At 69.2% G+C, this 26774-nt stretch carries 22 protein-coding genes; 13 read left to right on the forward strand and 9 right to left on the reverse strand.

The window, feature by feature from the left end; all coding sequences use genetic code 11:
- On the forward strand, window positions 1–519 hold a 519-nt coding region (locus CCR87_RS15225), incomplete at its 5' end, for a transposase (protein ID WP_201158390.1).
- Between the two features lie 35 nt (window positions 520–554).
- Here the strand turns inward: CCR87_RS15225 and CCR87_RS15230 are convergent.
- From CCR87_RS15230 to CCR87_RS15265, 8 genes are all read right to left on the reverse strand, one after another.
- Complete coding sequence (locus CCR87_RS15230; protein WP_201158391.1) at window positions 555–1448, reverse strand: IS5 family transposase; 894 nt, start codon at window positions 1446–1448, stop codon at window positions 555–557.
- A 40-nt stretch (window positions 1449–1488) separates the two neighbouring features.
- Window positions 1489–1677 carry a thiamine pyrophosphate-binding protein gene (locus tag CCR87_RS15235; protein ID WP_338048948.1) on the reverse strand — a complete coding sequence of 63 codons (189 nt, stop codon included), beginning with the start codon at window positions 1675–1677 and terminating at the stop codon, window positions 1489–1491.
- Between the two features lie 154 nt (window positions 1678–1831).
- Window positions 1832–3469: an amidohydrolase family protein gene (locus CCR87_RS15240; RefSeq protein ID WP_201158393.1), complete on the reverse strand. Its 1638-nt coding sequence runs from the start codon at window positions 3467–3469 to the stop codon at window positions 1832–1834.
- A gap of 23 nt (window positions 3470–3492) precedes the next feature.
- Window positions 3493–4623, reverse strand: a complete 1131-nt coding sequence (locus tag CCR87_RS15245; protein ID WP_201158394.1) for an ABC transporter ATP-binding protein — start codon at window positions 4621–4623, stop codon at window positions 3493–3495.
- A 10-nt stretch (window positions 4624–4633) separates the two neighbouring features.
- Window positions 4634–5641, reverse strand: coding sequence for a dimethylarginine dimethylaminohydrolase family protein (locus CCR87_RS15250; RefSeq protein ID WP_201158395.1), 1008 nt, complete (start codon window positions 5639–5641; stop codon window positions 4634–4636).
- Between the two features lie 25 nt (window positions 5642–5666).
- Complete coding sequence (locus CCR87_RS15255) at window positions 5667–6476, reverse strand: ABC transporter permease (protein ID WP_201158396.1); 810 nt, start codon at window positions 6474–6476, stop codon at window positions 5667–5669.
- Complete coding sequence (locus CCR87_RS15260) at window positions 6473–7312, reverse strand: ABC transporter permease (protein WP_201158397.1); 840 nt, start codon at window positions 7310–7312, stop codon at window positions 6473–6475. Before CCR87_RS15260 ends, CCR87_RS15255 begins: the two co-directional genes overlap by 4 nt.
- A 58-nt stretch (window positions 7313–7370) precedes the next feature.
- On the reverse strand, window positions 7371–8492 hold the full coding sequence (locus tag CCR87_RS15265; protein WP_201158398.1) for an ABC transporter substrate-binding protein: 1122 nt from the start codon (window positions 8490–8492) through the stop codon (window positions 7371–7373).
- A 237-nt stretch (window positions 8493–8729) separates the two neighbouring features.
- Here CCR87_RS15265 and CCR87_RS15270 point away from each other — a divergent pair, with 237 nt between their 5' ends.
- The gene (locus CCR87_RS15270) at window positions 8730–9413 is read left to right on the forward strand and encodes an FCD domain-containing protein (protein WP_201158399.1); all 684 of its coding nucleotides are present in this window, start codon (window positions 8730–8732) and stop codon (window positions 9411–9413) included.
- Window positions 9410–11002, forward strand: coding sequence for a zinc-binding metallopeptidase family protein (locus CCR87_RS15275; RefSeq protein WP_201158400.1), 1593 nt, complete (start codon window positions 9410–9412; stop codon window positions 11000–11002). The genes CCR87_RS15270 and CCR87_RS15275 overlap by 4 nt, the downstream gene beginning before the upstream one ends.
- A gap of 413 nt (window positions 11003–11415) precedes the next feature.
- On the opposite strand, the gene CCR87_RS15280 is transcribed toward CCR87_RS15275, so the two are convergent.
- Window positions 11416–12672, reverse strand: coding sequence for a M20/M25/M40 family metallo-hydrolase (locus tag CCR87_RS15280; RefSeq protein ID WP_201158401.1), 1257 nt, complete (start codon window positions 12670–12672; stop codon window positions 11416–11418).
- Between the two features lie 919 nt (window positions 12673–13591).
- On the opposite strand from CCR87_RS15280, the gene CCR87_RS15285 reads away from it, so the two are divergent.
- From CCR87_RS15285 to CCR87_RS15330, 10 genes are all read left to right on the forward strand, one after another.
- Entirely contained in the window at window positions 13592–14497 is a 906-nt protein-coding gene (locus CCR87_RS15285; protein WP_201158402.1) for a LysR family transcriptional regulator, read from the forward strand.
- Window positions 14498–14629: 132 nt separating this feature from the next.
- Window positions 14630–16021 (forward strand): amidohydrolase family protein, encoded by a 1392-nt coding sequence (locus CCR87_RS15290; RefSeq protein WP_201158403.1) that lies wholly within the window; start codon window positions 14630–14632, stop codon window positions 16019–16021.
- 44 nt (window positions 16022–16065) lie between these two features.
- A complete protein-coding gene (locus CCR87_RS15295) occupies window positions 16066–17385 on the forward strand; it encodes a hydantoinase/carbamoylase family amidase (protein ID WP_201158404.1) in 1320 nt (439 codons plus the stop codon).
- Window positions 17382–18740: an MmgE/PrpD family protein gene (locus CCR87_RS15300; RefSeq protein WP_201158405.1), complete on the forward strand. Its 1359-nt coding sequence runs from the start codon at window positions 17382–17384 to the stop codon at window positions 18738–18740. Before CCR87_RS15295 ends, CCR87_RS15300 begins: the two co-directional genes overlap by 4 nt.
- 374 nt (window positions 18741–19114) lie before the next feature.
- On the forward strand, window positions 19115–19813 hold the full coding sequence (locus CCR87_RS15305) for a DUF1028 domain-containing protein (RefSeq protein ID WP_207186663.1): 699 nt from the start codon (window positions 19115–19117) through the stop codon (window positions 19811–19813).
- Entirely contained in the window at window positions 19810–21315 is a 1506-nt protein-coding gene (locus CCR87_RS15310) for an ABC transporter substrate-binding protein (RefSeq protein WP_201158407.1), read from the forward strand. The genes CCR87_RS15305 and CCR87_RS15310 overlap by 4 nt, the downstream gene beginning before the upstream one ends.
- A gap of 16 nt (window positions 21316–21331) precedes the next feature.
- The gene (locus tag CCR87_RS15315) at window positions 21332–22288 is read left to right on the forward strand and encodes an ABC transporter permease (protein WP_201158408.1); all 957 of its coding nucleotides are present in this window, start codon (window positions 21332–21334) and stop codon (window positions 22286–22288) included.
- Between the two features lie 22 nt (window positions 22289–22310).
- Window positions 22311–23183: an ABC transporter permease gene (locus CCR87_RS15320; protein WP_201158409.1), complete on the forward strand. Its 873-nt coding sequence runs from the start codon at window positions 22311–22313 to the stop codon at window positions 23181–23183.
- Window position 23184: 1 nt separating this feature from the next.
- Entirely contained in the window at window positions 23185–25014 is a 1830-nt protein-coding gene (locus CCR87_RS15325; RefSeq protein ID WP_201158410.1) for a dipeptide ABC transporter ATP-binding protein, read from the forward strand.
- Window positions 25015–25376: 362 nt separating this feature from the next.
- Window positions 25377–26648, forward strand: coding sequence for a M20/M25/M40 family metallo-hydrolase (locus CCR87_RS15330; protein WP_201158411.1), 1272 nt, complete (start codon window positions 25377–25379; stop codon window positions 26646–26648).
- The last annotated feature ends 126 nt before the right edge of the window (window positions 26649–26774 follow it).

Here is a 26774-nt window from a genome sequence, read left to right on the forward strand (position 1 = left end):
GGTCTGCGCGGCGTCGAATTCATCACCTCGGACGACCATGCCGGGCTGCGCGCCGCCCGGCGTGCCGTGCTCGGCGGCGCCACCTGGCAGCGCTGCCAGTTCCATCTCGCCCAGAATGCCATCCATCACGCCCCCAATGCCGAGATCCGCAAGCGCATCGGAGCCGAGCTGCGCGCCGTGTGGAACGCCGGCACGCTGGCCAAGGCCGAGGCCGCGCTGGCCGAACTGGTCGCCAGCTATCGCGACAGCGCACCGAAGCTGGCGAAGTGGCTGGAGGAGAACGTGCCCGAGGGCCTTGCCGTCTTCACCCTTCCCGAACCGCACCGCCGCCGCCTGCGCACCTCGAACCCGATGGAGCGCGCGGTGCAGCAGGAGCTGAAGCGCCGCACGACCAAGGTCAGGGTCTTCCCGAGCGAGGACTCCCTCCTGCGGCTGGTCAGCGCCATCCTCGTCGAGATCGACGAAAAATGGGCCTCAGACACCAAGGCCTACATCAAGTGGGAATGCCAGGATGCCTGACCCGCTCTCAGCAAAATTTCCAGACCTCGGGTTGCTCAATCGTTCAGGACGGCGACACGGACCTGGAACTCGGCGACCTGACGGTCGAACTCGCGCGCGGAGAGACGCTGGCCGAGGAGCTTGACGCAATGCATCTTGGTCTCGGCGCGGCTTCGGCGGTGATACCCGCTCCATCGTCGCCAGATGGTTCGCCCGACACGCTTCGATGTCCGCAGGATCTCGTTGCGGGCTATGGCCCCGGCGGTGTCGGGTTTCCATGGTCTGGCGTTCTTGCGCGGTGGGATGATCGCTGCGGCGCCACGCGCGGCAATGGCATCATGGCACTTGCGGGTGTCGAATGCGCCGTCGGCGGTGACGCTGGCGATCTCCTGCTCGGGTGGGATATGATCGAGCAGCTCGGGCAGCATGGGCGCGTCGCCCACGTCGCTGGTGGTGAACTCGGCCGCGCGGATCTCCAGTGTTTTCTCGTCAATTCCGATGTGGATCTTGCGCCAGACGCGCCGTTTGCGGCCACCATGCTTGCGGGCGTTCCATTCACCTTCGCCCTCGACCTTGATGCCGGTGCTGTCGACCAGCAGGTGCAGGGGGCCGTCCGAGCCGCGGTAGGGGATGTTGACCTTCAAGGTCTTCTGCCGTCGCGAGAGCGTGCTGAAGTCGGGAACGTCCCAGTCCAGACCGATCAGGCGCAGAAGGCTTTCGACGAACCCGGTCGTCTGCCTGAGCGCCATGCCGAACAGCACTTTCATGGTCAGGCAGGTCTGGATGGCGGCATCACTATAGTCTGGCTGGCGCCCACGCTTTCCGGTGGGCGCGGCATCCCAGGTCATGGCGGGGTCAAACCAGATCGTCAGCGAGCCGCGGCGCTTGAGGGCGTCGTTATAGGCTGGCCAGTTGCGGGTCTTGTAGGTGGGGGGTGTCGGTCTGCTCATGCGCCCCAGCTATCATGCTGGAGTCCCAACATGAATCCCCTCAGACGATTTGTGCAACAGAGCCGTCGGCCATGAACACCGCGCCCTGTTCGTGGCGCGGGCTGATGTGCACGAGCCCGGCGCCGTGCAGGCCGCGATACATCTCCAGGTTGTGCACGCCGGGGATGTCGAAGACGTGGCGCACCCCGTGGCGGGCCAGCAGGTGGGCGAGGGCCTCGCCACAGCTCATCATCGGTCGTTCTCCCCCATCCAGATCGTCCCCGCTCCGGCTGCGCCGCCCGGATCGGCCCCGTCCTGCCTGCCCGGTGCGGCCGGTCCCGCCCGGATCAGGGCGCCCGGAGCGGATCGGCCCCCATCAAGCCACCCCGGTCACGCCGCCCCCATCAGGCCGAATGCACCACCGCGCCGCCGATCAGGGTCTGGTGGACCGTCACCGCGCGCAGATCCATGGGATCGCACGCGGCGATGTCGCGGTCCAGTAGGGCGATGTCGGCCAGCTTGCCGGCCTCCAGCGTGCCCTTGGCGCCCTCCTCGCGGCCCGCGTAGGCGCCGAGGAAGGTGTAGGCGTCGATCGCCTCGGCCACGGTCACGGCCTGGGTCGCGTCCAGATCGGCGCCCGACAGGCTGCGGCGGTTGACCATGGACCAGATCGCCTCGAACGGGTTGGGGCCGACGATCATGGCGTCGGAATGGCCCGGCGCGGGGATGCCGGCGTCGATCATCGTGCGGTGGGGCCACATGTGGGCCATCGCCTCGGCGCCCCGGTTGCGGACATAGGCGCCGCCGAGTTCATACATGAAGCCGGTGGCCGAGGACGCGATCACCCCCAGCGATTTCAGCCGCGCGGCGATAGCCGGCGTGACGTTGCAGCAGTGCTCCACCCGCATGCGGTGGTCGGCGCGAGGGGCCAGCCGCAGCGCGTGCTCGATGGCATCCAGCGCAAAGTCGATGCCGCGGTCGCCCACGCCTTCGATCATCACCTGCAGCCCGGCTGCATGGGCGGCCGCCGCGCGGGCGTTCAGGTCCTCGGCCTCGTACAGCAGCATGCCGGTGTTGGGCACGGGCTCGCCCTCGACCGGGGTGCCCACATAGGGGTCGTAATAGGCCGCCGTGCGCCCCGAGGTGGAGCAGTCCGGGCACCACTCCACCCCGATCAGGCGCAGCCAGTCGTCGCCGAGGCCCGATTGCACAGCAGACGCCACCAGCGCCTCGATCAGCCCGTCCTCGCGGCCCGAGGCGATGATGCCGGTGCGGATCGTCAGGCCCCCGCGCGCCGCCAGGTTCTGCATGGCGCGCATGGGCCTGGCCCCGGTCAGCGAGTTCTGGATCGAGGTGATGCCGTGGCGGACCCAGTCGGCGTAAACCATTTGGAGCCCCGTCTCGAAGTCCGCCACGGTGTCGTCGGCCTGCGCGTCGGACAAAAAGATCTGCATGGCGGATTCGCGCACGAGGCCGGTCAGCCGCCCCGTGCCGGGCGCGCGGTCGAAGCGGCCGAAGGGGGGGTCGGCCACGTCTGGGCCCAGCCCCACACGCGCGAACGCGGCCGAGTTGACGACGGCCAGGTGGTTGTCGGTGCGCAGCACCAGGATCGGGATGTCGCGGCTGACGGCGTCCAGATCGGCGATGTCGGGATAGCCGCCCGAGCGGTTGTCGTCCCAGCGATAGGCCGCGATCCAGGGCGCGCGCCCGTCCGGGCCGGGGCGGGCCGCGGCCACCGCGGCGCGCAGGCGCGCCAGCAGGGCCGGGCGATCGGGCGTCACCGCCGGCGACACGTCGATCCAGCGTTGCAGGCGGATGGCGTGGCGGTCGGCGTGGACATGGCTGTCGATGATGCCGGGGATGACGGTGTTGCCCGCCGCATCCAGCCGCCGCGTGCCGGGCCCGGCCAGATGCGCCAGCGCGTCCGCCGCCCCGACGGCCAGGATGCGCCCGTCGCGCAGCGCCAGCGTGTCGGCGCCGGGGGGCACGCCGCGGCCCATGGGGCGGGCGTTCTCGATCATCGTGTCGGCATGCAGGGGCACGGGCGGGGTCCTTTGGTTGGGGATCAGCGGTCGGCGACGGCGCGCCAGTCGCCGGGGCGCCAGTTGACGCAGACGCGCGCGCCCGTGTCGGGGGCGACCGCGCCGCGCAGGGCGTGGCTGCGCGCGGTGACGGGGCCAAGCGCTGGCGTCTCGATCATGATCTGGTGGTCGGCGCCAAAGAAGCTGACGCCGGTGATCGTGCCCTCCACCGTGTTGTGACCCTCCAGGGGGGTGTGGGTGACGGTGATGTTTTCGGGCCGCAGCGCCATCAGGCAGGGGCCGGCGGGCGCGGCCTCGTCGTCCGCCAGCGCCTTGGACAGGAGCTGTCCGCCGCGTGTGGTGACGGTGATCCCGCCCGAGGGGTCGGGGGCGGCGGTGCCGGGGATGAAGTTGCTTTTGCCCAGGAAATCCGCAACGAACCGGCTGGCGGGGCGGTGATAGAGGGTGCCGGGCGCGCCCGACTGCTCGATCCGGCCGTCGCGCAGGATGACGATGTTGTCGGACATCGACAGCGCCTCGTCCTGGTCGTGGGTGACATAGATGAAGGTGGTGCCGATCTTGTGGTGCAGCTCCTTGAGCTCCCACTGAAGATCGGCGCGGAGTTTCTTGTCCAGCGCCGACAGCGGCTCGTCCAGCAGCAGGATCGCGGGGTTGAACACCAGCGCGCGGGCCAGCGCCACGCGCTGCTGCTGGCCGCCCGACAGCGCATCCGGCATCCGGTCGATCAGGTGGTCCATCTGCACCAGCGCCAGCGCCTGTGCCACGCGGTCGCGGTCCACCGCGCGCTTGCCACCGCGCACCCGCAGCGGAAAGCCCACGTTGTCGCCCACGCTCATGTGCGGAAACAGCGCATAGCCCTGGAACACCATACCCAGGCCGCGCTTGTTGGCCGGGACATGGGTGATGTCGCGCCCCGCCACCACGATCCGCCCGGCCGAGGGCTGCACGAAGCCCGCGATCGACATCAGGATCGTGGTCTTGCCCGACCCCGACGCCCCCAGCAGCGTCAGGAACGCCCCGCGCGGGATCGACAGCGACACGTCGTCCACCGCGCGCACGGCGCCATAGGTCTTGGTCAGCCCCTCGATGCGGACGATCTCGTCGGCCGTGGCGGGGCCGGTCGTGGCGGGGCCGGTCATGGCGGGGTCGGTCATGGCCGGCCTTTCAGACGCTGTCGCGGATGAGCGGGGAGGTGGAGCAGTGGATGCCGCCGCCGCCGAGATACATCTGGTCGTAGTCCGTCTCCAGCACCGTGACCCCCAGCTTGTCGAGGTCCTCGCGGGTGCGGTCGCCCACGCCGCGGCTCATCACCACGCGCGACGGCGCGATGGCGAGGCAGTTGACGGTGGAGACCGGGTCCTCGGGCTTGACCGACACGGTGCGGATGCCGCGCCTGTCCAGAAGCTCCAGGAACCAGAACGGCAGCTGCGAGGGGTTGATGATGGCCTTGTCCACATCCAGCATCACGATCATGCCGTCGATGTGCAGCCGGTATCCGGTGACATCCACGCGGATCAGCTCCACGCCCTGGGCGGCCAGCACCTCCTCGATCTGGCGGGCGCCCTCCTCGTTGCCGCGGGTGGAGCGGGAGACGACCGCCGTCTTGGGGTCGAGCCACATGAAGCTGCCCCCCTCCATCAGGCCGGTGCCGTGGATGGTGCGCAGCACCGGCATGCCCAGCCGCGCGACGGTGGCGTAGGAGTGCACCTCCTCGCCCCGCCGGATCGCGGGGCCGAGGCGCGGGACGATGGCACCGCCCTTGACCGCGATCAGGCTGTCGCGGGTGTAGCAGGACTTCATCCGGTCGCGGCCCACGCTGTCGAGCATCACGACCTCGACCCCCTCGGAGCGCAGAAGGTCGGCCAGCGCGTCGTGTTCCGCCTGCAGCGCCTCCAGCGGCGGCAGGGTGTCGCCGCGCCAGAACCAGCCGGCCTCCACATCGCCGTAGGAGTTGATGTCGGGGATGCGCTTGGTCGGGTCGACGATGGACAGCTCCTCGCCGGGGCGGTGCATCAGCACCATCCGCAGCCGGCCCACGTCATTGTCGCAGCCCCATTGCCGGCCCCACAGGGCGGTCTGTTGCGCGGCGCTTTCGAACGCCGGTTCGGCGGCGGCGGGGAACAGCTTCATCGTGGCGTTGTAGCGGTATTCGTTTTCGCTGATCGCGCTCATGTCTGGGTCCTTGGGGTCGGATGTTTCAGGGCTTGCGGGCGGCCACTGCGGCGGCACGCGCCCGCAGAAGCTGGTCGATCACTACGATGACGCCGACGACCAGGGTGAAGATGACCGCGACCACCGCGATGGTCGGGTCGAGATGTTCCTGAATCCCGTCCCAGATCATCTTGGGCAGGGTCTGGATCCGACGCGAGGTGATGAACAGCACCGTCACGATCTCGTCGAACGATAGGATGAAGACGAACACCGCGCCCGAGGCGACGCCGGGCCAGATCCGCGGCAGTATCACTAGCGCCACCGTCTGCGCCATCGACGCGCCCAGATTGCGCGCCGCCTGTTCCAGCCGCACATCGAAATTCGACAGCGCGGCGGACACGGTGATCACCACATACGGCAGCCCGATCATGGAGTGCGCGAGGATCACGCCGGTATAGCTATCAATCAGCCCGAAATCGATCCACACGCGGTAGAACGCCAGCGCCTGCACGATCTGCGGCACGATTATCGGCGCCAGCATTATCAGCCGCACCATGTCCGACGTCCCCGACGCGATGCGCCAGCAGCCGATGGCGCACAGCGTGCCCAGGCCCACCGCGATGGCGGTGGCCCCCAGCGCGATCAGGGTGCTCTGCCAGATGGCGGTCAGCCAGCGCGGGTTCTGGAAGAAGTTCTGGTAGTGCTGGAGCGACAGCGCCTCCTGCGGCATCGACAGGTAATAGGTGTCGGTGAAGGACACCGGCACCACCACCAGCATCGGCAGCACCATGAAGGCCACGATGGTCCAGGCCGCGCACAGCGCGAGGCCACGCGTGAACGTAATTCGCCCTCTCATCCGCGCGCCCCGAACAGCCGTTTCATGTCGATGAAGCGCGTGGCCACCGCCAGCACCGCCAGCACGCCCAGCAGCAGCGTCGAGGCGAGCATCGTCGCCTGGCCCCAGCGCAGCGTCTCCTGGAACTGGAAGCTGATGTATTCCGACAGCATCATCACCCGGCCACCGCCCAGGATCGCCGGCGTCACGAAAAAGCCCAGCGAGAAGACGAACACCAGAAGGGTGGCGACAATGATGCCCGGGCGGCTCATGGGGAACCAGACCCACCAGAACGCCTGCCAGCTGCGCGCGCCCAGCACGTCGGCGGCCTGCATCACGCGGCGGTCAAGGCCGCTCATGTTGGCGTACATCGGCAGGATCGCCAGCGGCAGCATGAAATGCACCATGCCGATGATCACGCCCAGTTCGTTGCGCAACAAGGGCAGCGGGCGGTCGATCAGCCCGATGGCGATCAGCGCCTGATTGACCAACCCGTTGGTCTGCAACAGCACCACCCAGGAAAACGCCCGGATCAGCACCGACAGCCACAGCGTCATCAGCACCGCGAACAGCATGATCACCAGCGTGCGCCGGCCCACCTGCGCCAGCGCATAGGCCACCACATAGCCCAGCGTGACAGTGAACACCGTGGTCACCAGCGAGATCCAGGTGGTGCGCCAGATCACGTTGCGCACGGTCTGACTTTCGTAAAGCGTGGTGTAGTTGCCAAGCCCCGGCGCGGGTTCGGTGACGCTGAGCCACAGCACCTGGGCGACGGGATAGAGGTAGAATACACCCAGCGCGGCCAGCGCGGGCACCACCAGCCACCAGTAGGGCGCGGTCTGCGATCGCATCATCGGACGGGGCCTTCCGACAGGGGGTGGGGGGGCGTGGCGCCCCCCCGCTGGGCGCGGATCAGGAGATCAGCTCCAGATACCGCTCCTGCACCTCGTCGTAGTATTCGGAATAGAACGCCTCGCTGTCGGCCAGCATCAGGTCGTAGTTCTCGGGCTGGCCGGGGTCGTCGGCGCGCAGCTCCTCGGGGACCAGCGCGGCGGCTTCCGGATTGATGGGGCCGTTGCCCATCACCTCCAGCAGCAGCACCTGATTTTCCGGCTCCTGGGCGACGGCGATGAAGCGCATCGCGGCTTCGGCGCCGGCGGGGTTGCCGCGCGGTACCAGCCAGGCCCCGGCGGTCAGCTGGCCCTGGTTCCAGGTCCAGGTGAACTGGCCGTTCGAATCGTTGCGCAGCCCTCGCGAGCGCGTGTGCCAGATGTTGCCGATCGTCACCTCTCCGGTGCGATAGAGCTGCTGGCTCTCGGAGGCCGAGGACCAGTAGAGGGTGTGGGGCTTGAGTTCCTCCAGCTTCTCGAACGCAAGCGCCCGGCCGTCGGCGGTGCCCAGCGTGTCGTAGACGTCCTCCTTGGCGACGCCCGCGGCCTGCAGCGCGGATTCCATCACCCCGCCCAGCACGTTGCGGCGCATGGTGCGGCCGCCAGGGAACTTCTCCACGTCCCACATGTCGGCCCATGTCGTGGGGGCTTCCTCGAACGCCTCGGTATTGTAGGTCAGCACGTTGCAGAACAGGTAGTTGCCGATGCCGTGCTCCCAAACGAACTCGGGCCGGCACCGCTCGGCCGAGACGATGGAATAGTCGATCGGCTCCAGGTACCCGCCTGGCCCGAGGTTGATCGCCCCCGCCACGCCGCTGTCGCACACGTCCCAGACCACGGCATTGGCCTCGACCATGGCGCGGATGCGGCCGACGCTGGGGCCAGTGCCGTCGATGAAGACGGGGATGCCCGTCTCTTCGGTGAAGGGTTCGCCGAAGGCGTTCATGTAGGCGGCCTCGGCCGGGCCGCCCCAGTTGACCACTACCAGCTCCTCGGCGTTGGCGAAGGCCGGGCGCATGTGCGCGGGGATCACCAGCGGCACGATGCCAAGCGCGCCCGCGCGCCGCAGGAAGCTGCGCCGGTCCATGCGCCCGGCGGCGTGCGCGCGCTTGAGCTCAAGGTATTTCTCTTCCCTGGAAGTCATCCGTACAATCTCCGCTGTTGGGCCCTGCTACCTGGCTTGTGTATTCTGAAACTGGCGACCTACGGCTGTTTGATCCATGATTAACCCCGAATCAGCCTCAGTATCGGCGGTATGGATTCAAAATCAACTGTTGACAGTTGACCGGTCGCGCCATTCTCTGTTTGCACCCCACTCCCGTTGCCCGGTGCCCAAACACTGCACAGGCTGCGGGCATCCCGGACCCGGAGCCCGCCGCGCGTGACCTTTGCCCCGATCATCGCCGACGACCTGGTGAGTGCTGTCGCCGCGCGCCTGATCGCGGCGATTCTGGCCGGCGAGGTCCGCGGCGGCGAGCGCTTCAACGAGGTCCACATCGCCCAGTCCATGCAGACCAGCCGCGGCCCGGTGCGCGAGGCGCTGCGCAAGCTCGAAAGCCAAGGGCTGGTGGTGTCGCGCCCGCGCCGGGGGTTCTTCGTGCGCGTCTACACCGCCGTCGATCTGCACGAGATCTACGAGGCCCGGCTGTGCCTGGAACTGCATACCACGGGCGTCGCGGTGGGTCGCGCGGGCGCCGACGACCGCGCGGCGCTGTGGCGTGCCTATGGCGCCATCCACACCGCCGCCGCGGCCGCCGACACCCAGGCGCAGGTGATGGCGGATTTCGCGTTCCACCTGCTGATCGCCGAGATCGCCGGCAACAGCCACATCCACGCGCTGATGCGCACCCTGGGCACCGAGCTGCTGGCGGGGATCACGTTGGTGGGCAATATCTCGCGCGATCCGGTGTTCAACGCCGAAACCCACTTGCCGGTGTTGCGCGCCTTCGACGCCCGCGATGCCGCCGCCGCGCAGGCCGCGATGGCCGAACATATCGAAAGCGGGCGCGACGAGGTGTTGCGGCGGTTTCCCGACCCCCTGCCCGACAGCGGAGCCACGTCATGACCGACCATCCCGACCTGTCCGCCCCGCAGCGCGTGGCGCTGGAGTATCTTGCCGATCGCCACGGCGCGTTTTCGCGCGATCACGTGGCGATCTGGGACATGCACGAGCCGTCCTGGCGGGAATACCGCTCGGCGCGCTGGTATGTGGACCGGCTGCGGGCCGAGGGGTTCGAGGTGGAGGAGGGCACCGCCGGGATGCCGACCGCGTTCCGCGCCACCTGGGTGTCGCCCGCCGGCGCGGGGCCACGGCTGGCGGGGTATGCCGAATATGACGCCGTTCCGGGCCAGTCGCAGGCGCCAGAGCCGCGCCGGATGCCGCGCCCCGGCACGTCGCGCCACGCCGCCGGCCACACCGATCCGCATTCGGCGCTGGGGATGGGACAGCTGGCGGGGTTCCTGGCGGCCAGGCACGCGATGGAGGCCCACGCGCTGCCCGGCACGCTGGTGTTCTTCGGCGAACCGGCCGAGAAGTTCTGCGGCTCCAAGCCGGTGCACGCCGCGCACGGCTTCTATGACGATCTGGACGCCGCCATCAGCTTTCACCCCCATTCCTTCGAAACGCTGACCAACGGGGTGTTCTGGGACACGACCTCGGCCGCCTACTGGTCGCGGCTCTATACCTTCGAGTGCCGCAACCCGGAGACGTGGCAGGCCCGCGGCGACGGGGTGGTGCCGCACCCCCATGCCAGCGCCCGTGCGCCCGGCGCCATCGACGCGGTGTGCATGATGTACGCCAATTCCAAGATGATGAAGGAATCGATGCTGCCGCATCGCGGGTCATGGTCGCTCAATGAGTTCATCCCCGTCGCGGGGCAGGCCTGTGCCGACAACATCGCGCCCGGGTACGGCCAGATCCAGTATTCTCTGCGCGCCCCCAAGCTGGACATGTGCGAGGCCGTCTTCGAGGTGCTGGACCGCAACGCCGAGCATGTCGCCGCCATGACCCACTGCACTTGGGAGGGGCGCTGGGTCACCCGTACGCGGCTGGGCCTGCCCAACCATGCGATGGCGCGCGCAGCCTATGCCAATTTCGAACGGGTGGGGCCGCCGAAATGGGACGAGGACGCCCGCGCCTTTGCCCGCGCCGCCCATGCCGAGATCGGGGTCGATGCGCTGGAGGACCCCTTCCACCCCGCGCTGGAACGCCTGTGCCCCCCCGAGGAGGCCGAGGCCGCATTCCGCGCGCAGCTGCCCGCCTGGCAGATGCACTTCGCGGCCGATGATTACGTCGAATACACTTGGCACGCGCCCACGGTGCGGCTGTATGTGGCGCGGCCCACCTTGCGGATGCCGGCGGGTGCGGGGCGCTGTCCGGAATGGGTGCGCCATGCCATGGGCGGCGTGCCGGCCTGCATCGACCCGATGTGGTCCAAGGCTGCGCAGGTGATTGCGGCGACACTTCTGGACCTGATCGCCGATCCCGCGATCCTGGCCGCCGCGAAGGCCGAGTTCAAGGCCCGCACTGGCGGCGGCATCGGCGGCACCGACTGGGTTGCCCCCCTGCTGCCCTGTGATTTCGAGGCCCCGATCCATCACCGATGGCCCGAGTGGGTCGACACCCCCCGCGGGCCGGAATGGACGGTGACGTAGCGGGCACGACGTCACGGCTCGGACATCTGGCGCGCGGCAATGCTGACGGGCCAGCTGTGGTCGTCAGCCGGACTTCCTCGCGGAGATGTCGATGCCCATCAGCAACTCCGGGCTTGCGAGGCCCTTGGCCTCGATCTTCGGCAAATCGGCGCCGGCACGCGTGGCGACGGCGCGGGTGTGTCACCGCCCGCCCCGTACAGTTCGATCCTGTCGGCGGATGCGGGCACCTGTAACGGGCGTCCGTCGATACTGGTCCCGGCGAGGGCATCCGTGCCCGGCGGATCCATCTTCCGAGGCAGGCTCCACTCCTCCTTACTGCCGAAGGGGCCGAGGTCGGGCTTCGAGCGCGACGCCCGCACCACAGGAGATCGTCGAATGGGCCGCTGCATTGCCTGCGGCTCCCGGCCGCCCTCTCATGCTTCGCGACTGAGGTACCGGTAGGCTGCCAGGATATGTGTCCGCACGATGTGTAGGAACTCCTCGACATCGACGTGTTCGTTGGCCCCGCCCATACCGTGGGGGAACGGTCCGTAGACATAGGCAGGAATGTTGCGCCAGCGCCAGAGCCGCGCATCCGTTCCCCCGAGGCTGACGACGGGCACGGGGCGATGCCCCTGCAGCGCTTCCACGGTGTCCTGAAGGATCTCCACCATTTCACCGTTCGGGTCGCAATGCGACGGCGCCGCGTGGCCGATTTCGTGCAGCCGGGCGTCGGGGTAGTCGGCCAGGATGTCCGTGATCTTTTGCCAGACTGTTTCCCGGGTCGTTCCCGGGGGAAGGCGGAAATCCAGCTCCATGTCGGCAAAGCCCGGGATCATGTTGACCTTCAGGCCCGAGTGGATCTGCCCGACGTTGAGCGTGATGCGCGGGACGGTGTCCGCTGCGCCCTCGCCCATGGCGATGTCGGTCGCCTCGTGCGCATCGGCCACGGCCTTGGCCAGCGCATTCGGAAGGGGCGTGCGGATATCGCACACCGCCTCCAGCCGATGGGCGATCTCCATCGCGATCTTGCTCGCACTCCGGGTAGCATGGATATAGGCGCCGTGCGCGCCGGTCGTCTCCACCTGCAGCCGCAGCCACAGATTGCCCTTCTCGGCGAAGCGGATCGTGAAGGAGCTGCTCGGCTCGCCATTGAGCACGCAGTCGCCGAGGACTTCGGGTTCGTTCTCGATCAGGTATCGCGCCCCCCAGGGCCCGAATGTCTCCTCATCTGACACACAGGTAAGGGTCAGCTTTCCGCGCAGCCGGTCGCGCAGCGGATACAGATAGGCATAGGTGAAGATCGACGCGGTTGTGCCGGCCTTCATGTCGCACGCGCCACGCCCATAGATCTTGTCTCCACGGATATCCCCGTTCCAGGGATCGACGATCCAGCGCGGGTCGTCCGGGTCGACAGGAAAGACGTCGATATGGCCGTTCAGGACCAGGTGCCGCCCGGGCAGGCCCCCCTCCCAGGTGCCAACGATGTTGGGCATCTCGGGGTGGGGCGACACGACGCGGTGGGGCAACCCGTGGGCATCGAGGAACCGCCGGATGAATGCCGCCGCACCGCGCGTGTCGCCCGGGGGGTTCGGGGTCCTTTCGCGAAGAAAGTCCTGAAGGAACTGGACGATCTCGGCCCGATCCGCGTCGATCCGAGCGAGCAGTGCCTGCTCTGTCGTGTCGCTCATGTCACGTCCTTGCGCTATTGGGGTTGCCTGCCAACGGAGTTGCGTCGCGGGTCACGGCGGACAGCTGTGCCAGGCCTGTCGCTGCCGCGCCATCGCCGTGACCGTACCATGATTTTGACAGGAGGGAGGGCCCGGAGAGGGCGTCGAGTCGGCCCTCGGTGTCGACAGGGTCGCGGCCGGGGTGTGCGTCCGAAGTTCTGCCCCGATGTCGATGGGGTGTCCGTGCCCTCGGGCAGGATCGCCAGCAAGGTTAAGCGGGCGGGATCCTCGTCGTCGAGGTCTCGAGGCCCGACAACGACGCACATGCACCAGCGCCTCGGACGCCAACGGACGCCGCGCCGCTACAGAGTTGTGCGTATCCTCCATTCGGACACTTGGGGCAAGGCACTCCGTGCTGGCCGGGGGGTCGCCATGGCCACCATCGGCTCCGGAGCCTAGTCGCAGGATGCGAGCGCTCGCATCAGCTACCGCCACCGTGATCGTGTCCTTCTGGATATCACGATCAACGAATGCGTTACACACTGTCACGGTGCGTCTCCCCTGTGCATGAGGCTCTGCGATCCTTCACAATCTTCGTTTCAGCACGCACATCCTGGAGGAGGACCACTAATTGGCCCCAGCCGCCGCAGAGAACCGTAATGCCCGCTGTCGCCCATCACCTGCCGGTCGTGCGATTCGATGCCTGCGTCGTGTGCCGATTGACATGGTCAGTCTGGCTGCTCGGTCGTGTGATGGGGTTGGCGGCGTCATGTATGCTTCTTGGCGTAATTTATTGCCGCACCGACCCGAGTTGACCAAGCCTTTTCCAATGTCTGGGGGATGCGACCCCGCGCCCCCCCACAAACCTGCTGAAGTTGGGCCTTGCGCGCGTTGCCCGGATGGGGTGGCCTTGCTCCGCGCTAGGCGGGGGACCCGGGCCATGAAGCTGCGCCAGCTGGAACTTCTGCGTGCCGTGATCCGGTGCGAGACGACGGTGCGCGCCGCCCACGAGCTGGGGCTGTCGCAGCCGGCGGTGTCGAACGCCATCAAGCACATGGAATCGCAGCTGGGATTCGCGTTGTTCGAGCGGGTGAACAACCGCCTGTTCGCTACCCCCGAGGCGATGATGATCTTCCGGGAGACCGAGCATCTGTTCGACGTCTATCAGGCGCTGGAGGCGCGGATCTCGGACATGCGTAAGCACCGGCTGGGCTCCATCCGCATCCTTGCCTCGCCGCCCCTGGGCCACAGCGTGATTCCGCTGGCGCTGCGCAGCTTTCTGGCGCAGTCGCCCGGCGTTGCGGCGCATTTCGACATCTGCAGCTACTCCTCGACCCTGGCCTCGGTGGGGGCGGGCACGGCCGAGCTGGGATTCGTTCTGGGCGCCGGCGACGACACCGGCCTGTGCACCGAGGTGTTCTTTTCTGAGCCGCTGGTGTGCATCATGCCCCCCGAGCATCCGCTGGCGACCCTGCCCGAGGTCGCACCGGCCGACATCGCGGGCCACTCCTTTGTCGCGCTGCAGCCCGACACCCGCATGGGCGAGATGACGCGCGCGATCTTCCGCGACTGCGATGTCCCCTTCGCCTTCGATGTGGAGGTGCGGTACTGCAACACCGCGTGCATCCTTGTTCAGGCGGGGGTGGGGGTCGCGCTGGTCGATGCGCTGTCGGCGCTGACCTGCGCGGGGGATCGGCTGACGGTGCGCCCGGTGGTGCCGTCGCACAACGTGGTGGCCTCGGCGGTGTGGTCGCCCAAGACGCCGCTGTCGAAGTCGGCCGCCCAGTTCCTGCGTCACGTTAGCCGGCAGGCGCAGGGCTTCATGTCGCGGCGTGCGGCGCTCTGACACTATTTGCCCGGCGAATGCGACCACGAAAATCCGAATAGACCGCGCGGGCCGTTGGTGTTGCCCGAGGCGCGGGCGCGGGTCCACACTGGCGCCGCGGGCTAGTCCACGGTTGCAAGCGGCGGAGAGCGCATGTCCTATGTCCTGACGCAGGCCACGGTTGTCACCTGCGACGACGACCGCCGCATCCTTCGCAATGGCGCGGTGGCGGTGATGGACGGGCGCATCGCCGCCGTCGGCCCCACGGCCGAGGTGCTGCGCGACCACCCGGGGCTGATGACGGTGCCGATGGCCGGGCGTGCGATCCTGCCAGGCCTGATTAACGCGCACACCCACACCGTGCTGCTGGCGCTCAAGGGCACGGTGGAGGATTGGGACGGTGAGATCATCTATCGCTACATGACGCCGGTGTCCTATGCCATGACGCCGGCGGAACGGTCCGTGATCGCAGCCCTTGGGTGTCTGGAGGCGATCCGTTCGGGCACCACGACGCTGGTCGATCCGTTCCGCCATGTCACCACCTATGCAGGCGCAATGGCGGATACGGGCATGCGGCTGTGGCTGTCGGAAAGCTGTGCCGACATCGACACCCGCCGCATCCGGTTCGGCGACTACACCGTGGAGCCGGCCTTCGGGCAGGCGTTTCTGGACCGCACCGACGCGCTGGTGGAGGGGTGGCACGGCGCGCGGGGCGGCCGGGTGAACTGCCAGATCGCGGCGCATGCGCCCGACAACTGCTCACCCGCGATGCTGGCGCAGCTGATGGACCGCGCGGGCGCGCAGGGCCTGACGCGGACCTGCCATCTTGCGCAAAGCCGGGGCGAGGTCGCCGCCGTCGCCGCCCAGCACGGGGGCCTGACCCCGGCGGAGTATCTGGACCGGGAGGGGTTTCTGGGCCCGGACCTGACCACCGCGCACTGGACCTATTGCACGCAATCGGACGTGGCGCTTCTAGCGCAACGCGGCGTGCGCATGGTGCATTGCCCGGCCAGCTCCAGCCGGCGGGGCCTGCACCGCGCGCCGATGGGCTGGATTCAGGACGCGGGCGTCCAGATCGCGCTGGGGACCGACAACATGAGCGAGGACATGTTCCACACCATGGCCTTCGGCTCGATGGTTCACCGTACGCGTTGGGGGGACGACGCGCCCAGCCCCGGCGCGCCCGACCCGCAGCAGGTGCTCGACATGGTCACGCGTACGGCGGCCGCCAGCGTGGGCGCCGCAGACCGCATCGGACAGATCGTGCCGGGCTTCCGGGCGGATCTGACGGTGCTGAACCTGAACTCGGCCGCGCTGCGCCCGATCATCCGGCTGGTGTCGAACATCGTGCATTATGCCCACCCCGGCACGGTGGACGGCGTGATCGTGGACGGCGAGTGGCTGATGCGCGATGGCCGCGTCACCACCATCGACGAGGACGCCCTTCTGGCCGAGGCGCAGGCCGTCACCCGCGCCGTGTGGGCGCGCATGATCGCCGACGCGCCGGACATCGCGCCCCCTGCCGGCGTGCTGCAGTGGGACTGATGCCCGCCAGCCCAGGCCCCGCCCGCCCAGGCAAAGAGGACCGCATGACCCCATCCCAGCCCGCCGGACCCATTCCGGCCCTGCGCGACCGCGTGGAACGCGCGGTGCGCGCGCAACAGCCGTTCGCCAGCGCGTTCCTGGACCGCATCCGCGACGAAAACCCCGACCCAGCCGGCGGCGTGCTGCGCGACACCTATGGCGCTGGCGAGAACCGGGGCCACCGGGCGATGGCGGACGCCGCGCGCGACAGCGGGCTGGAGGTGACGACAGATGCCGCCGCCAACACCTATGCCCGCTGGGCGGCGCAGGGGGGGGACGGGCGTTCGGTGCTGATAGGCTCGCATCTCGACAGCGTGCCGCGTGGGGGGAATTTTGACGGGGCCGCCGGCGTGCTGGCGGGCCTGGTGGCGCTGCGGGCTCTGCGCGACGCGGGCCTGCGGCCGCTGCGCGACCTGATCGCCATGGGCATCCGCGCGGAGGAAAGCGTGTGGTTCGAGGTCTCCTACATTGGCAGCCGCGCGGCGCTGGGAACCCTGCCTGAGGGCACGCTGGAGCGCGCCCACCGCATCGACACAGGCCGCACGCTGGCCCAGCACATTACCGAGTGCGGCGGCGACCCCGACGCCCTGCGCGCCGGGCCCACCTTTGCCCCCGACCGGATCGCCGCGTTTCTGGAGGTGCACATCGAACAGGCTCCGGTGCTGCTGGAGACCGGCGACGCGCTGGGGATCTGCACCGGCATTCCGGGCAATGTCCGCTATCCGGCCGCGTGCATCCTGGGGCGTCACCAGCATGTCGGCACGCCGCGCCGGTTTCGCCACGATACGGCCGTCGCGGGCGCGGTGCTGGCGGTGGAGCTGGATCGCCTGTGGCAGCGGCTGGAGGCCGAGGGCACGCCCGCCGCGATCACGCTGGGGCGGTTCCACACCGACGCCGATCGCCACGGGCTGACGACGGTGCCGGGGCTGTTCCACTTCTCGCTCGACATGCGGGCGCAGGACCCGGTGGTGCTGGCGCGACTGGAGGCGGAGTTGCTGGCGCTGGTCGCGCGAATCGAGGCCGAGTACCGCGTGACGTTTCAGCTGGGCGCGCGCGCCTCTGCGGCGGTGGGGCCGATGGCGGCGGACATCCGGGATGATCTGGCGGCGGCGGCGGCGCACCATGGCGTGTCGCACATGATGCTGGGCAGTCCAGCTTCCCACGATGCGGCGGCGTTCGGCGCGGCGGGCGTGCCGGTGGGCATGGTGTTGGTGCGCAACGAGAACGGCAGCCACACCCCTGAGGAGGCCATGGAGATCGAGGATTTCATGGCCGCCTGCGTCGTCGTCGCCGACTGGCTGGCGCGGCGGCATTGTCAGCCATGACCGCGACCAGCGCCTCGCTTGCGGCCCATGTCGCCGGTGCGCGGCTGTCCGAGTTGCCGGAGCCGCTGGTGGCCAAGGCGCTGGACCACACGCTGGACACGCTGGGGGTGATGCTGGCTGGCGCCGACGCGGCCGAGACACAGGCCGCCGTGGCGATGCTGCGCGGGGCCGGTGAGGACGGCGCGATGCCGCTGGCGGGGCAGGGGGGGCGGCTGACCCCCCGCGCAGCTGCGCTGGTGCACGGGATCGCGGCCCATGCCTACGAGCTCGATGACACCGGCGGGTGCGACCACTCCGGTGCGGTGGTGTGGCCCGCGATCCTGTCAGGCCTGGCGCTGGCGCCGGGGCCGGTCAGCGGCGCGCGGGTGCTGACGGCGATGGTGCTGGGCTATGACGTGGGGCGCCGCGTGTTGCTGGGGTTCGGGGGTTATCGCGCGCACAACTCGGTGGGCTGGCACTCCACCGGGACCTGCGGGGCGTTTGGGGCGGCGGCGGCGGCGGCGCATGTGCTGGGGCTGGACGCGGAGCGCACCGCCCACGCACTGGGTCTGGCGGCCAGCATGGCGGCGGGGACATGGGCCTTCATCCACGATGGCACCATGGCCAAGCGGCTGCACGCGGGTCATGCGGCCCAGGCAGGGCTGACGGCTGCGTTGCTGGCGCAGGCCGGCATGACCGGGCCGGGCGCGCTGTTCGAGGATGTCTGGGGCGGGTTTTTCGCCACCCACGGCGGACCTGCGCGCCCAGATCCTTTGATGCTGGCCGACCTCGGGCACCACTGGCGGATCGAGGATGCGGCGATCAAGCCCCATGCCTCATGCCGCGATGTGCATGCGGCGGTGGATGCGGTGGCGCGCGTGCAGGCCCGCGTGGCGCTGACGCCCGAGGCGGTGGCGGCGGTGCGGGTGCGCCTCAATGCGTTCCTGATCGGAATGGTGGGCGGGCGCGATGTGTCCACGCTGGCAGGCGCGCAGATGAGCCTGCCTTACGGCATTGCGGCGCAGATCCGCTTTGGCACCGCCGAGCTGTCGGCCTATGCCGAAGGGGCCCGCGCCGATGCCGCCCTGCGCGCGCTGCTGGCTCGGATCACGGTCGTGGAGGACGCCGCCGTCTCCGCGAGCTGGGACGCCTCGGTGATCCTGGAGCTGGCCTGCGGCACGGTGATTGAGGAGCCGACGTCTAGCCCGCTGGGCGCGCCGGACAACCCGCTGCCGGCGCCGCTGCTGCGGGCAAAATACGACGGGCTGGCGCGTCGCGCGCTGACGCCCGCACGGGCCGACGCGGTGGCCGGGATCGTCGCGGCCTTGCCCCGCAGCCGCGACGCGCGCGCCCTGCTGGCGGCGCTGGCTGGCTGAGGACGATTCGCCACCGCGCCCCCGTGTGTCGACATGCGGCCCCCTTCGGTCGGTGCGCGTTTTTTGCGCACCCTGCATGGCCGCCCCTACTCGCCACCGAGGACCGGGCAGGCCCACTGCACCCTGCGACGGCCGTTGCATACGCGCCGACCGGTCGCGCGGCGCGGCGGGTTTCCATGACATAACAGTTTGTTGATGGTTCTGACTGGGCGCGGTCGCGCCTTGTGCATCCGCCGCGCAGTTGTCCAAGTCCGTATAAGCCGCGCGAATAGCAACCCCGGCTTTGCTATTAGATCGCCCGGAGTTCCCTGTGTCAGGCTTTCCCCGACAAGAGCGGCCCGACGGGCGCGCCGGGCGGGAAAAGGGATCCGTGGATGACGTTCTCACTGGCGGGGCGCTGTGCGCGAAGCGGGATGTTCGGCTGTGTGGTGACCACCTCGTCGGTGGCGGTCGGGGCGCGGTGCCCATACGCCGCGCCGGGCCTGGGCGCGGTGCTGACGCAGCACATGACCGACCCCCGCCTGGGTCCGCTTGGGCTGGAGATGCTGCGGCTGGGCTACTCCGCGCCGCAGGTGCTGGCGGGGCTGGTGGCGGTGACGCCGCGCTCGGACTGGCGCCAGTTGGGCGTGATCGACGCACAGGGACGGACCGCCACCTTCACCGGCGAGAGCAACAAGCCCGAAAAGGGCGATCTGTGCGGGCAGGACTGTTTCGCGCTGGCCAACATCGTGCGCTCGGCTACGGTGCCGGCGGCGATGGTCGCAGCCTTCGAGGCCCGCCCCCAGGATCACATCGCCCGTCGCCTTCTGGATGCGCTGGTTGCTGGGCATGACGCGGGCAGCGAGTTCGCGCCCCTGATCGCCACCGCGCTGCTGGTGGTGGACCGCTACGCATTCCCACACGTCGATCTGCGTGTGGATGGCGATCCCGACCCCATCGCCTCGCTGGAACGCCTGTGGGCGGCCTACGAGCCGTTGGCCGGGCTTTACGACCAGCGCGCTACCGATCCCGACCATGTCGTGCGCACCCACCACACTGATACCGCAACCCCCGCAGAGAGGTCCGACCAATGACGAAACTGCCTGTGAAGAAGTTCCTCGTGGCGCTGGCCGCCACCACCGCGCTGACGACCGGGGCGGCCTGGGCCGAAGGGACGGTCCGGGTCGCGCTGGGAACCTCGCTCAACCAGCTCGATCCCGCGCTGACGACGATCGGGGATGAATATGTCTATGTGCATCTGGTGTTCAACGGGCTGACGAAGCTGACGCCGGATCTGGTGGTGGAGCCCGACCTGGCGGAGCGATGGGACATCTCGAACGATCTGATGACCTGGACGTTCCACCTGCGCGACGACGTGACGTTCCACCACGGCCGCGCGTTGGAGGCCGCCGACGTGGTCGCCACCGTGGAGCGTATCCTGGACGAGGGCTTCGGCTCGCGCGCACGGACCAACCTCGGGATGGTGGAGACGGTGGCGGCCATCGACGCGCGCACGGTGGAGTTCACGCTGAACGCCCCCTATTCCGGGTTCGCCGACATCTTTGCCGACCGTCAGATGCGCATCGTGCCCCATGACCGGCTGGACGATCTGTCCAACGCGCCGGTGGGCACGGGGCCGTTCCGGTTCGTGTCTTGGTCGCCCGGCGACCGGCTGGAGCTGGTGGCCAACCCCGATTACTTCATCGATGGCAAGCCTTCGCTGGATGGCGTGACGCTGCGCATCATCCCCGAGGCGGCGGCGCGGGTGGCGGCACTGGAATCCGACTCCATCGATATCCTGTGGAACCTGCCCTACGAGCAGGTGGAGCGGTTCGCCGACCACGACACCATCCGCGTAGATGCGGTCGCCACCGCCACCTGGGACGGGGTGATCCTGAACAACACCACGCCCCCCTTCGAGGACGAGCGCGTGCGCCGCGCGCTGGCGATGACCATCGACAAGGCCGCATTGGTGGAGCTTGCGATCTTCGGGCAGGGCGCGCCCACCCACAGCCCGATCCCGCCGAGCCATCCGTTCTTCAACGATGCGCTTGAGTTCGCCGCCCCCGACATCGAGGGCGCCCGCGCGCTCCTGGCCGAGGCCGGGTACCCCGACGGCTTCACCATTCCCATGCAGGTCCCGCAGGAGCGTGAGCAGCGCGTGCGGATGGGGGTCGCGGTGCGCGACATGGCCCGCCAGGCCGGCATCAACATCGACATCGAGCGGGTGCCGTTCGCCTCCTACGCCGCCAACGTCGCGGGGCAGGCGCCGATCTATGTGGACGGGTATTTCGCGCGCCCCACGCTGGATACCGCGCTGCATCCGTTCTTCCATTCGCAGGGCAGCTGGAACCATCGGCTCTGGAACTACTCCAACGAGCGCGCCGACGAGATCCTCGACCGCGCCCGCGAGACCCGCGACGAGTCCGAGCTGGAGGAGCTGTTCAAGGAGCTTCAGGCCGTGCTGGACGAGACCGTGCCGGGGATCATCGCCTATTCGATGGCGCATGTGAACGGCGTCAACCGCCGCGTCGAAGGCTTCCGCTCCACACCGATGATGTGGCTGGAACTGGCCGACGTGTCGATGGCCGAGTGAAGGGAGACGGGCCTCAATGACCGCCTACATTCTCAGGCGCCTGTCGCTGATCGTGCTGGTTCTGGTGGCGGTCTCGATGCTCGTGTTCGGCATCACCACGATCCTGCCCGCCAACGTAGCGTATCTGATCCTGGGGCAGTTCGCCCCCGCGGATCAGGTCGCGGCGCTGGAGGCGCGGCTGGGCCTCAATGACCCGGTCTGGATGCAGTACCTGCGGTGGGCGGGGGGCATCGTGCGGGGGGATCTGGGGATCTCGCCGCTGATGAACCGCCCCATCGCGCCGATGCTGCTGGAGGCGGTGCTGCGGTCCCTGACGCTGGCGCTGTCGGCGTTCGCGCTGATCGTGGTGCTGGGGATCGGGATGGGGGTGTGGGCGGCGCTGCGCCACGGGCGCACGGCGGACCATGTGATCTCGGTCGGTACCTACGTCGGCGTGGCGATCCCGGAGTTCGTCTGGGCGATCTTGATGATCATCATCTTTGCCGCCTGGCTGGGATGGCTGCCGGCGTCGGGCTACGAGCCGATGTCGGCGGGCTTCGGCACTTGGTTCTGGCACATCGTGGCGCCGGTGATCACGCTGGTGGCGGGTCATCTGGCGCATGTCTCGCGCCTGACCCGATCCAGCATGATAGAGACGCTGCAGAGCCCGTACGTCAACGCCGCGCGGGCCAAGGGCCTGCCGGAACGCGTAGTGGTGTTCCGCCACGCGCTGCGCAACGCGCTTCTGCCCACCATCACGGTACTGGCGATGGATTTCGGCCGGCTGATGGGCGGCATCGTGGTGGTGGAGGCGATCTTTGCCTACCCCGGCCTCGGGCGTCTCATCATCTTCTCCATCCAGAGCCGGGACATCCCCACCCTGCAGGCCGCGATCCTGGTGGTGGCGGCGACCTATGCCGTGGCCAATCTGCTGGCGGATCTTCTGTATGCCCGGCTGAACCCGCGCATCCGCCTGGGCCAGCGGGCCGAGTGACCCTCCGATGAAAGAACCCGCCATGAGCGCCGCCCCCGCCGCCCCCGCATCCCTGCCGAAGGGTCCGCGCCGGCCGATGCCGGTGCAGATGAAGATCGGCCTTGTCATCACCGCGACCATCGTGGTGCTGGGGCTGCTCGCGCCGTGGATCGCGCCGCATCCGTGGGACACCATCTCCATCGACACGCGGTTCCAGCCCCCCAGCGCCACCTACTGGCTGGGTACGGACGAGTTTGGGCGCGATGTCCTCAGCCGGCTGCTGATGGGCACGCGGCTGTCGCTGGCGCTGGGGGTCAGTGCGACGGTGGTCAGCCTGGCGATCGGCGTGCCCATCGGGCTTGCAGCGGGGTACTTCGGCGGCAAGACCGACGAGGCGCTGATGCGGCTGTGCGATGTGCTGATGGCGGTGCCGCCGATCATGATGGGCCTGCTGGTGCTGGCGGTCACGCCGCCGGCGCTGTGGAAGGTCGCGCTGGTGGTGGGCTTTGTCTACATCCCGCCCATCGCGCGGCTGGCCCGCAGCGTCACGCTGTCGCTGTCGCGCGAGGATTTCATCCAGGCCGCCCGCGCCCGGTACGAGAGCCACGCCTACATCCTCTTCCGCGAGATACTGCCCAACGCCTGGCCGCCGCTGATCGTGGAGGCGTCGCTGCGCGTGACTTATGCGATCCTGCTGGGTTCCGCGCTCAGCTTTCTGGGGCTGGGGGCGCAGCCGCCGAGCTCCGACTGGGGGCTGATGATCTCCGAGGCGCGCAGTTTTCTGGACCGCGCGCCATGGGTGGCACTCGCGCCCGCGGCGGCGCTGTGCCTGCTGGTGATCGGGGTGAACCTGCTGGGGGACGGCGCGCGCGAACTGCTGGACCCGCGCCTGAAATCGCGCGCGAAGGGGTCCTGAGATGCTGAGGATCGAGGATTTCTCCGTCAGCTACCACACCGCCTCGGGGCGCATCCAGGCGCTGGACCGGGTCTCGCTGGAGGTCCCGCGCGGCTCCACGCTGGCACTGGTGGGCGAGAGTGGATCGGGCAAGAGCACCGCCGCCGTCGCCGCCATGGGTCTTTTGCCTCCCGAGGCGCGCGTGACCTCGGGCCGGGTGCTGTTCAAGGGGCAGGATCTGGGGGCGATGACCCCCGATGCACGCCGCCGCCTGCGGGGCGCGCAGCTGGGGATGGTGTTTCAGGACCCGTTCTCCGTCCTCAACCCCTCGCTGCGGATCGGGGTGCAGGTGGCCGAGGGGCTGATCCATCATCTGGGCCTGTCCGAGGACGCCGCCGCCACCCGCGTGGTCGAACTGCTGGACGAGGTCGGCATCCGCAACCCCGCCGCCATCGCGCAGGCTTATCCGCACGAGCTGTCGGGCGGTATGCGCCAGCGCGTGCTGATCGCGGGCGCGCTGGGGCCGGAGCCGGAGCTTCTGATCCTCGATGAGCCGACAACCGCGCTGGATGTCACCATCGAGGCGCAGATCCTGACGCTGCTGGAGGATCTGCGCGCACGGCGCGGCCTGACGATGCTGTTCATCAGCCATAACCTCGGGGTGGTGCGGCGCATAGCGGACCGGGTGGTGGTTCTGTACGCGGGCCAGACGGTGGAGACGGGGCCCACGACCGATGTTCTGTGGCGCTCCAACCACCCCTATTCCAAGGGCCTTCTGGCCGCGATCCCGCGCATCGACGCCAAGCGCCATCGCCTGGCGTCGATCCCCGGGGGGATGCCGGACATGCGCGACCCGCCCCACGGCTGCCGCTTTGCCGCGCGCTGCGCCTTTGCTGCGCCGGGCTGCGAGCGGCCGCAGGATCTGGTGCGCGTTGGCGACCGGCAGGCGCGCTGCCACCGGCTGCCGGGGATCGCGGCGGACCCCTGGCCTACCGACGACACCGCCTGCCAGCGCCCGCCCGCCAGCGCGGACGGCCCGGTGCTGGAGGTGACTGATCTGCGCAAGACCTTCACCCTGTCGCAAGGCCTGCGCCTGCGCGGCTGGCGCCCGGTGCGCGCGACGACTACGATCAAAGCCATCGACACCGTGTCGCTGCGGCTGCACGCGGGCGAGGTGCTGGGGCTGGTGGGCGAGAGCGGCTCCGGCAAGACCACGCTGGGGCGCACGATCCTGCGGCTCCTGGACCCCGAAGCGGGATCGATCCGCATCGACGGGCAGGAGATCGCCCTGGCCCCCCAGCGCACGCTGGAAGGCATGCGCCGCACCGCGCAGATCGTGTTCCAGAACCCCGACAGCTCGCTCAACCCTCGCAAGTCCATCGGCGCCTCCATCGCTCGTCCGCTGGTGCGCTTCGGCCTTGCGCGCGGCCGCGCGGTGGAGGGGCGCGTGGCCGAGCTTCTGGACCTCGTGCGCCTGCCCGCGCATTACGCCGCGCGCTTCCCCCACCAGCTGTCGGGAGGTGAGAAGCAGCGCGTGGGCATCGCCCGCGCGCTGGCCACCGACCCGCGCATCATCGTGTGCGACGAGCCTGTGTCCGCGCTTGATGTCTCGGTGCAGGCGGCGATCCTGAACCTGCTGGCGGATCTGCGCGACCGGCTGGGGGTCGCGTATGTGTTCATCTCGCACGACATGTCGGTGGTGGCGCATCTGGCCGACCGGATCGCGGTCATGCACCACGGCAAGCTGGTGGAGGTCGGCACCGCCGCGCAGATCATGGGCGATCCGCAGGATCCCTATACCCAGCGTCTGATCGCGGCGGTGCCCCGCGTGGATGCCCCCGTGCCCGCCTGAGGAGGACTGCGATGCGCAACACCGATCCCGTCCGGCAGACCGGTGACCGCCCTGCGTCGGAAGAGACGGGCAGGCACGACCTGCTGGCGCCGGTGCTGAACTACACCCCCGGCCGGGCGCGGCCCGGCATTCCGCCGAACCCGCCCCTTGCGGCTGCCCGGCCGCGGACGGCGCCGCCAAGGCGCTCATGTTTGCGACGGGCTGTTCGACGATGTGGCCACGGCGGTCCCTGGTGCGTGCGCGTGCACCGACCCTGATGCGCGGGCCGCACAGGCGCGCGCGGACCCGTCGCATCCCTACCCTCGACAGTTTCTCTCCTCGACTGCGGCCACGTCCGGCCTGATCTCCCTGAAAGGCGTCCCATGCCCTCTGCAAGTTTTGACGAGCTGCGCGAAACGGTCCTCTGCTGGATCGAGGAGGACCGCGAGCGGCTGATCGCCTTCCTGTCGGCCTTCACCGCGATCCCCACGCCCAACCCGCCGGGCGACACGGTGCTGGCGGCGGGGTTCTTGCTCGACCACTTGCACGCCCACGGGCTGCCGGGGGAAATCCTGGCCGCCAAGCCGCATCTGCCCAACATCGTGGGCGCATTCGACGGCGCGGCGCCGGGGCGCCATCTGGTTCTGAACGGCCACATCGACGTGTTCCCGGCGGGCGATGCGGCGCTGTGGTCCCGCGATCCCTGGAGCGGAGACATCGCGGACGGTCGGGTGCACGGGCGCGGGGTGGTGGACATGAAATGCGGCACCACGGCGTCGGTCTGGGCCTATGGCTACATGCACCGGCTGCGCGAGCATCTGGCCGGGCGGCTGACCCTGACCTGCGTGTCGGACGAGGAGACGGGCGGCACCTGGGGCGCGCGCTGGCTGCTGGAGACATTCCCTGACCGGGTGCGCGGGGACTGCATGCTGAATGGCGAGCCGTCGGTGCCGACGCTGGTGCGCTACGGCGAAAAGGGCACGCTGCGGGTGCACATCGACGTGGACACCCCCGGCGCCCACGCGGCCTATGTCCACAAGAGCGCCAACGCCATTGAGATCGCCACCCGCATCATCACCGAGCTTTACAGCCTTGCTGGCCAGATCACCGACCCCGACGCCGTCCCCCTGCCGCCCGGCGCGGCCGAGGCGATCGACGCGGGCCTGGGTGCGGGCGCGTCGGCGATCCTGAACCGGACCACCGTCAGCGTCGGCGTGATCCAGGGCGGGGTGAAGATCAACGTCCTGCCCGGCACCTGTCGGTTCGAGGTCGACCTGCGGCTGCCACCCGCCATGACCCATGCGTTCCTGCTGGCCCAGGTGGAGGAGATCATGGCGCGGCATCCGCAGGCCAGGCTGACCCCGATCTGGACGCATTCCTGCGAGCCCACGCGCAGCGACCCGGGCCACGAGATGGTGGGCATCGTGCAGCGCACCGTCGAAGGGCTGGGCCGCCCGGTACCGGTGCCCTCGGTCAGCTTGGGCGCGACCGACTGCAAGCACTGGCGGCAGGCGGGCACGCCGTCTTACGTTTACGGCTGCTCGCCCGAGGGGATGGGTGCTGCCGACGAAGCCGTGGATATCGATGAGTTCCTGCATATCGTGCGCACCCATGCGCTGTCGTGCCTGGCGTATCTGATGCCCCGCAATGCCTGACCCGGAGGACACCATGCAGCGCACCCACCCCCTGAGCCTTCCTGTCACTGGCGACCCCGATGCGCGCCTGCCCGCCGCGGTGCGGGTGGGCGGGCATCGGGGTCGCCAGTGACAGGAAGGCTCAGG

It is taken from the genome of Rhodobaculum claviforme (assembly GCF_016653255.1).
Classification (GTDB): Bacteria; Pseudomonadota; Alphaproteobacteria; order Rhodobacterales; family Rhodobacteraceae; genus Rhodobaculum; species Rhodobaculum claviforme.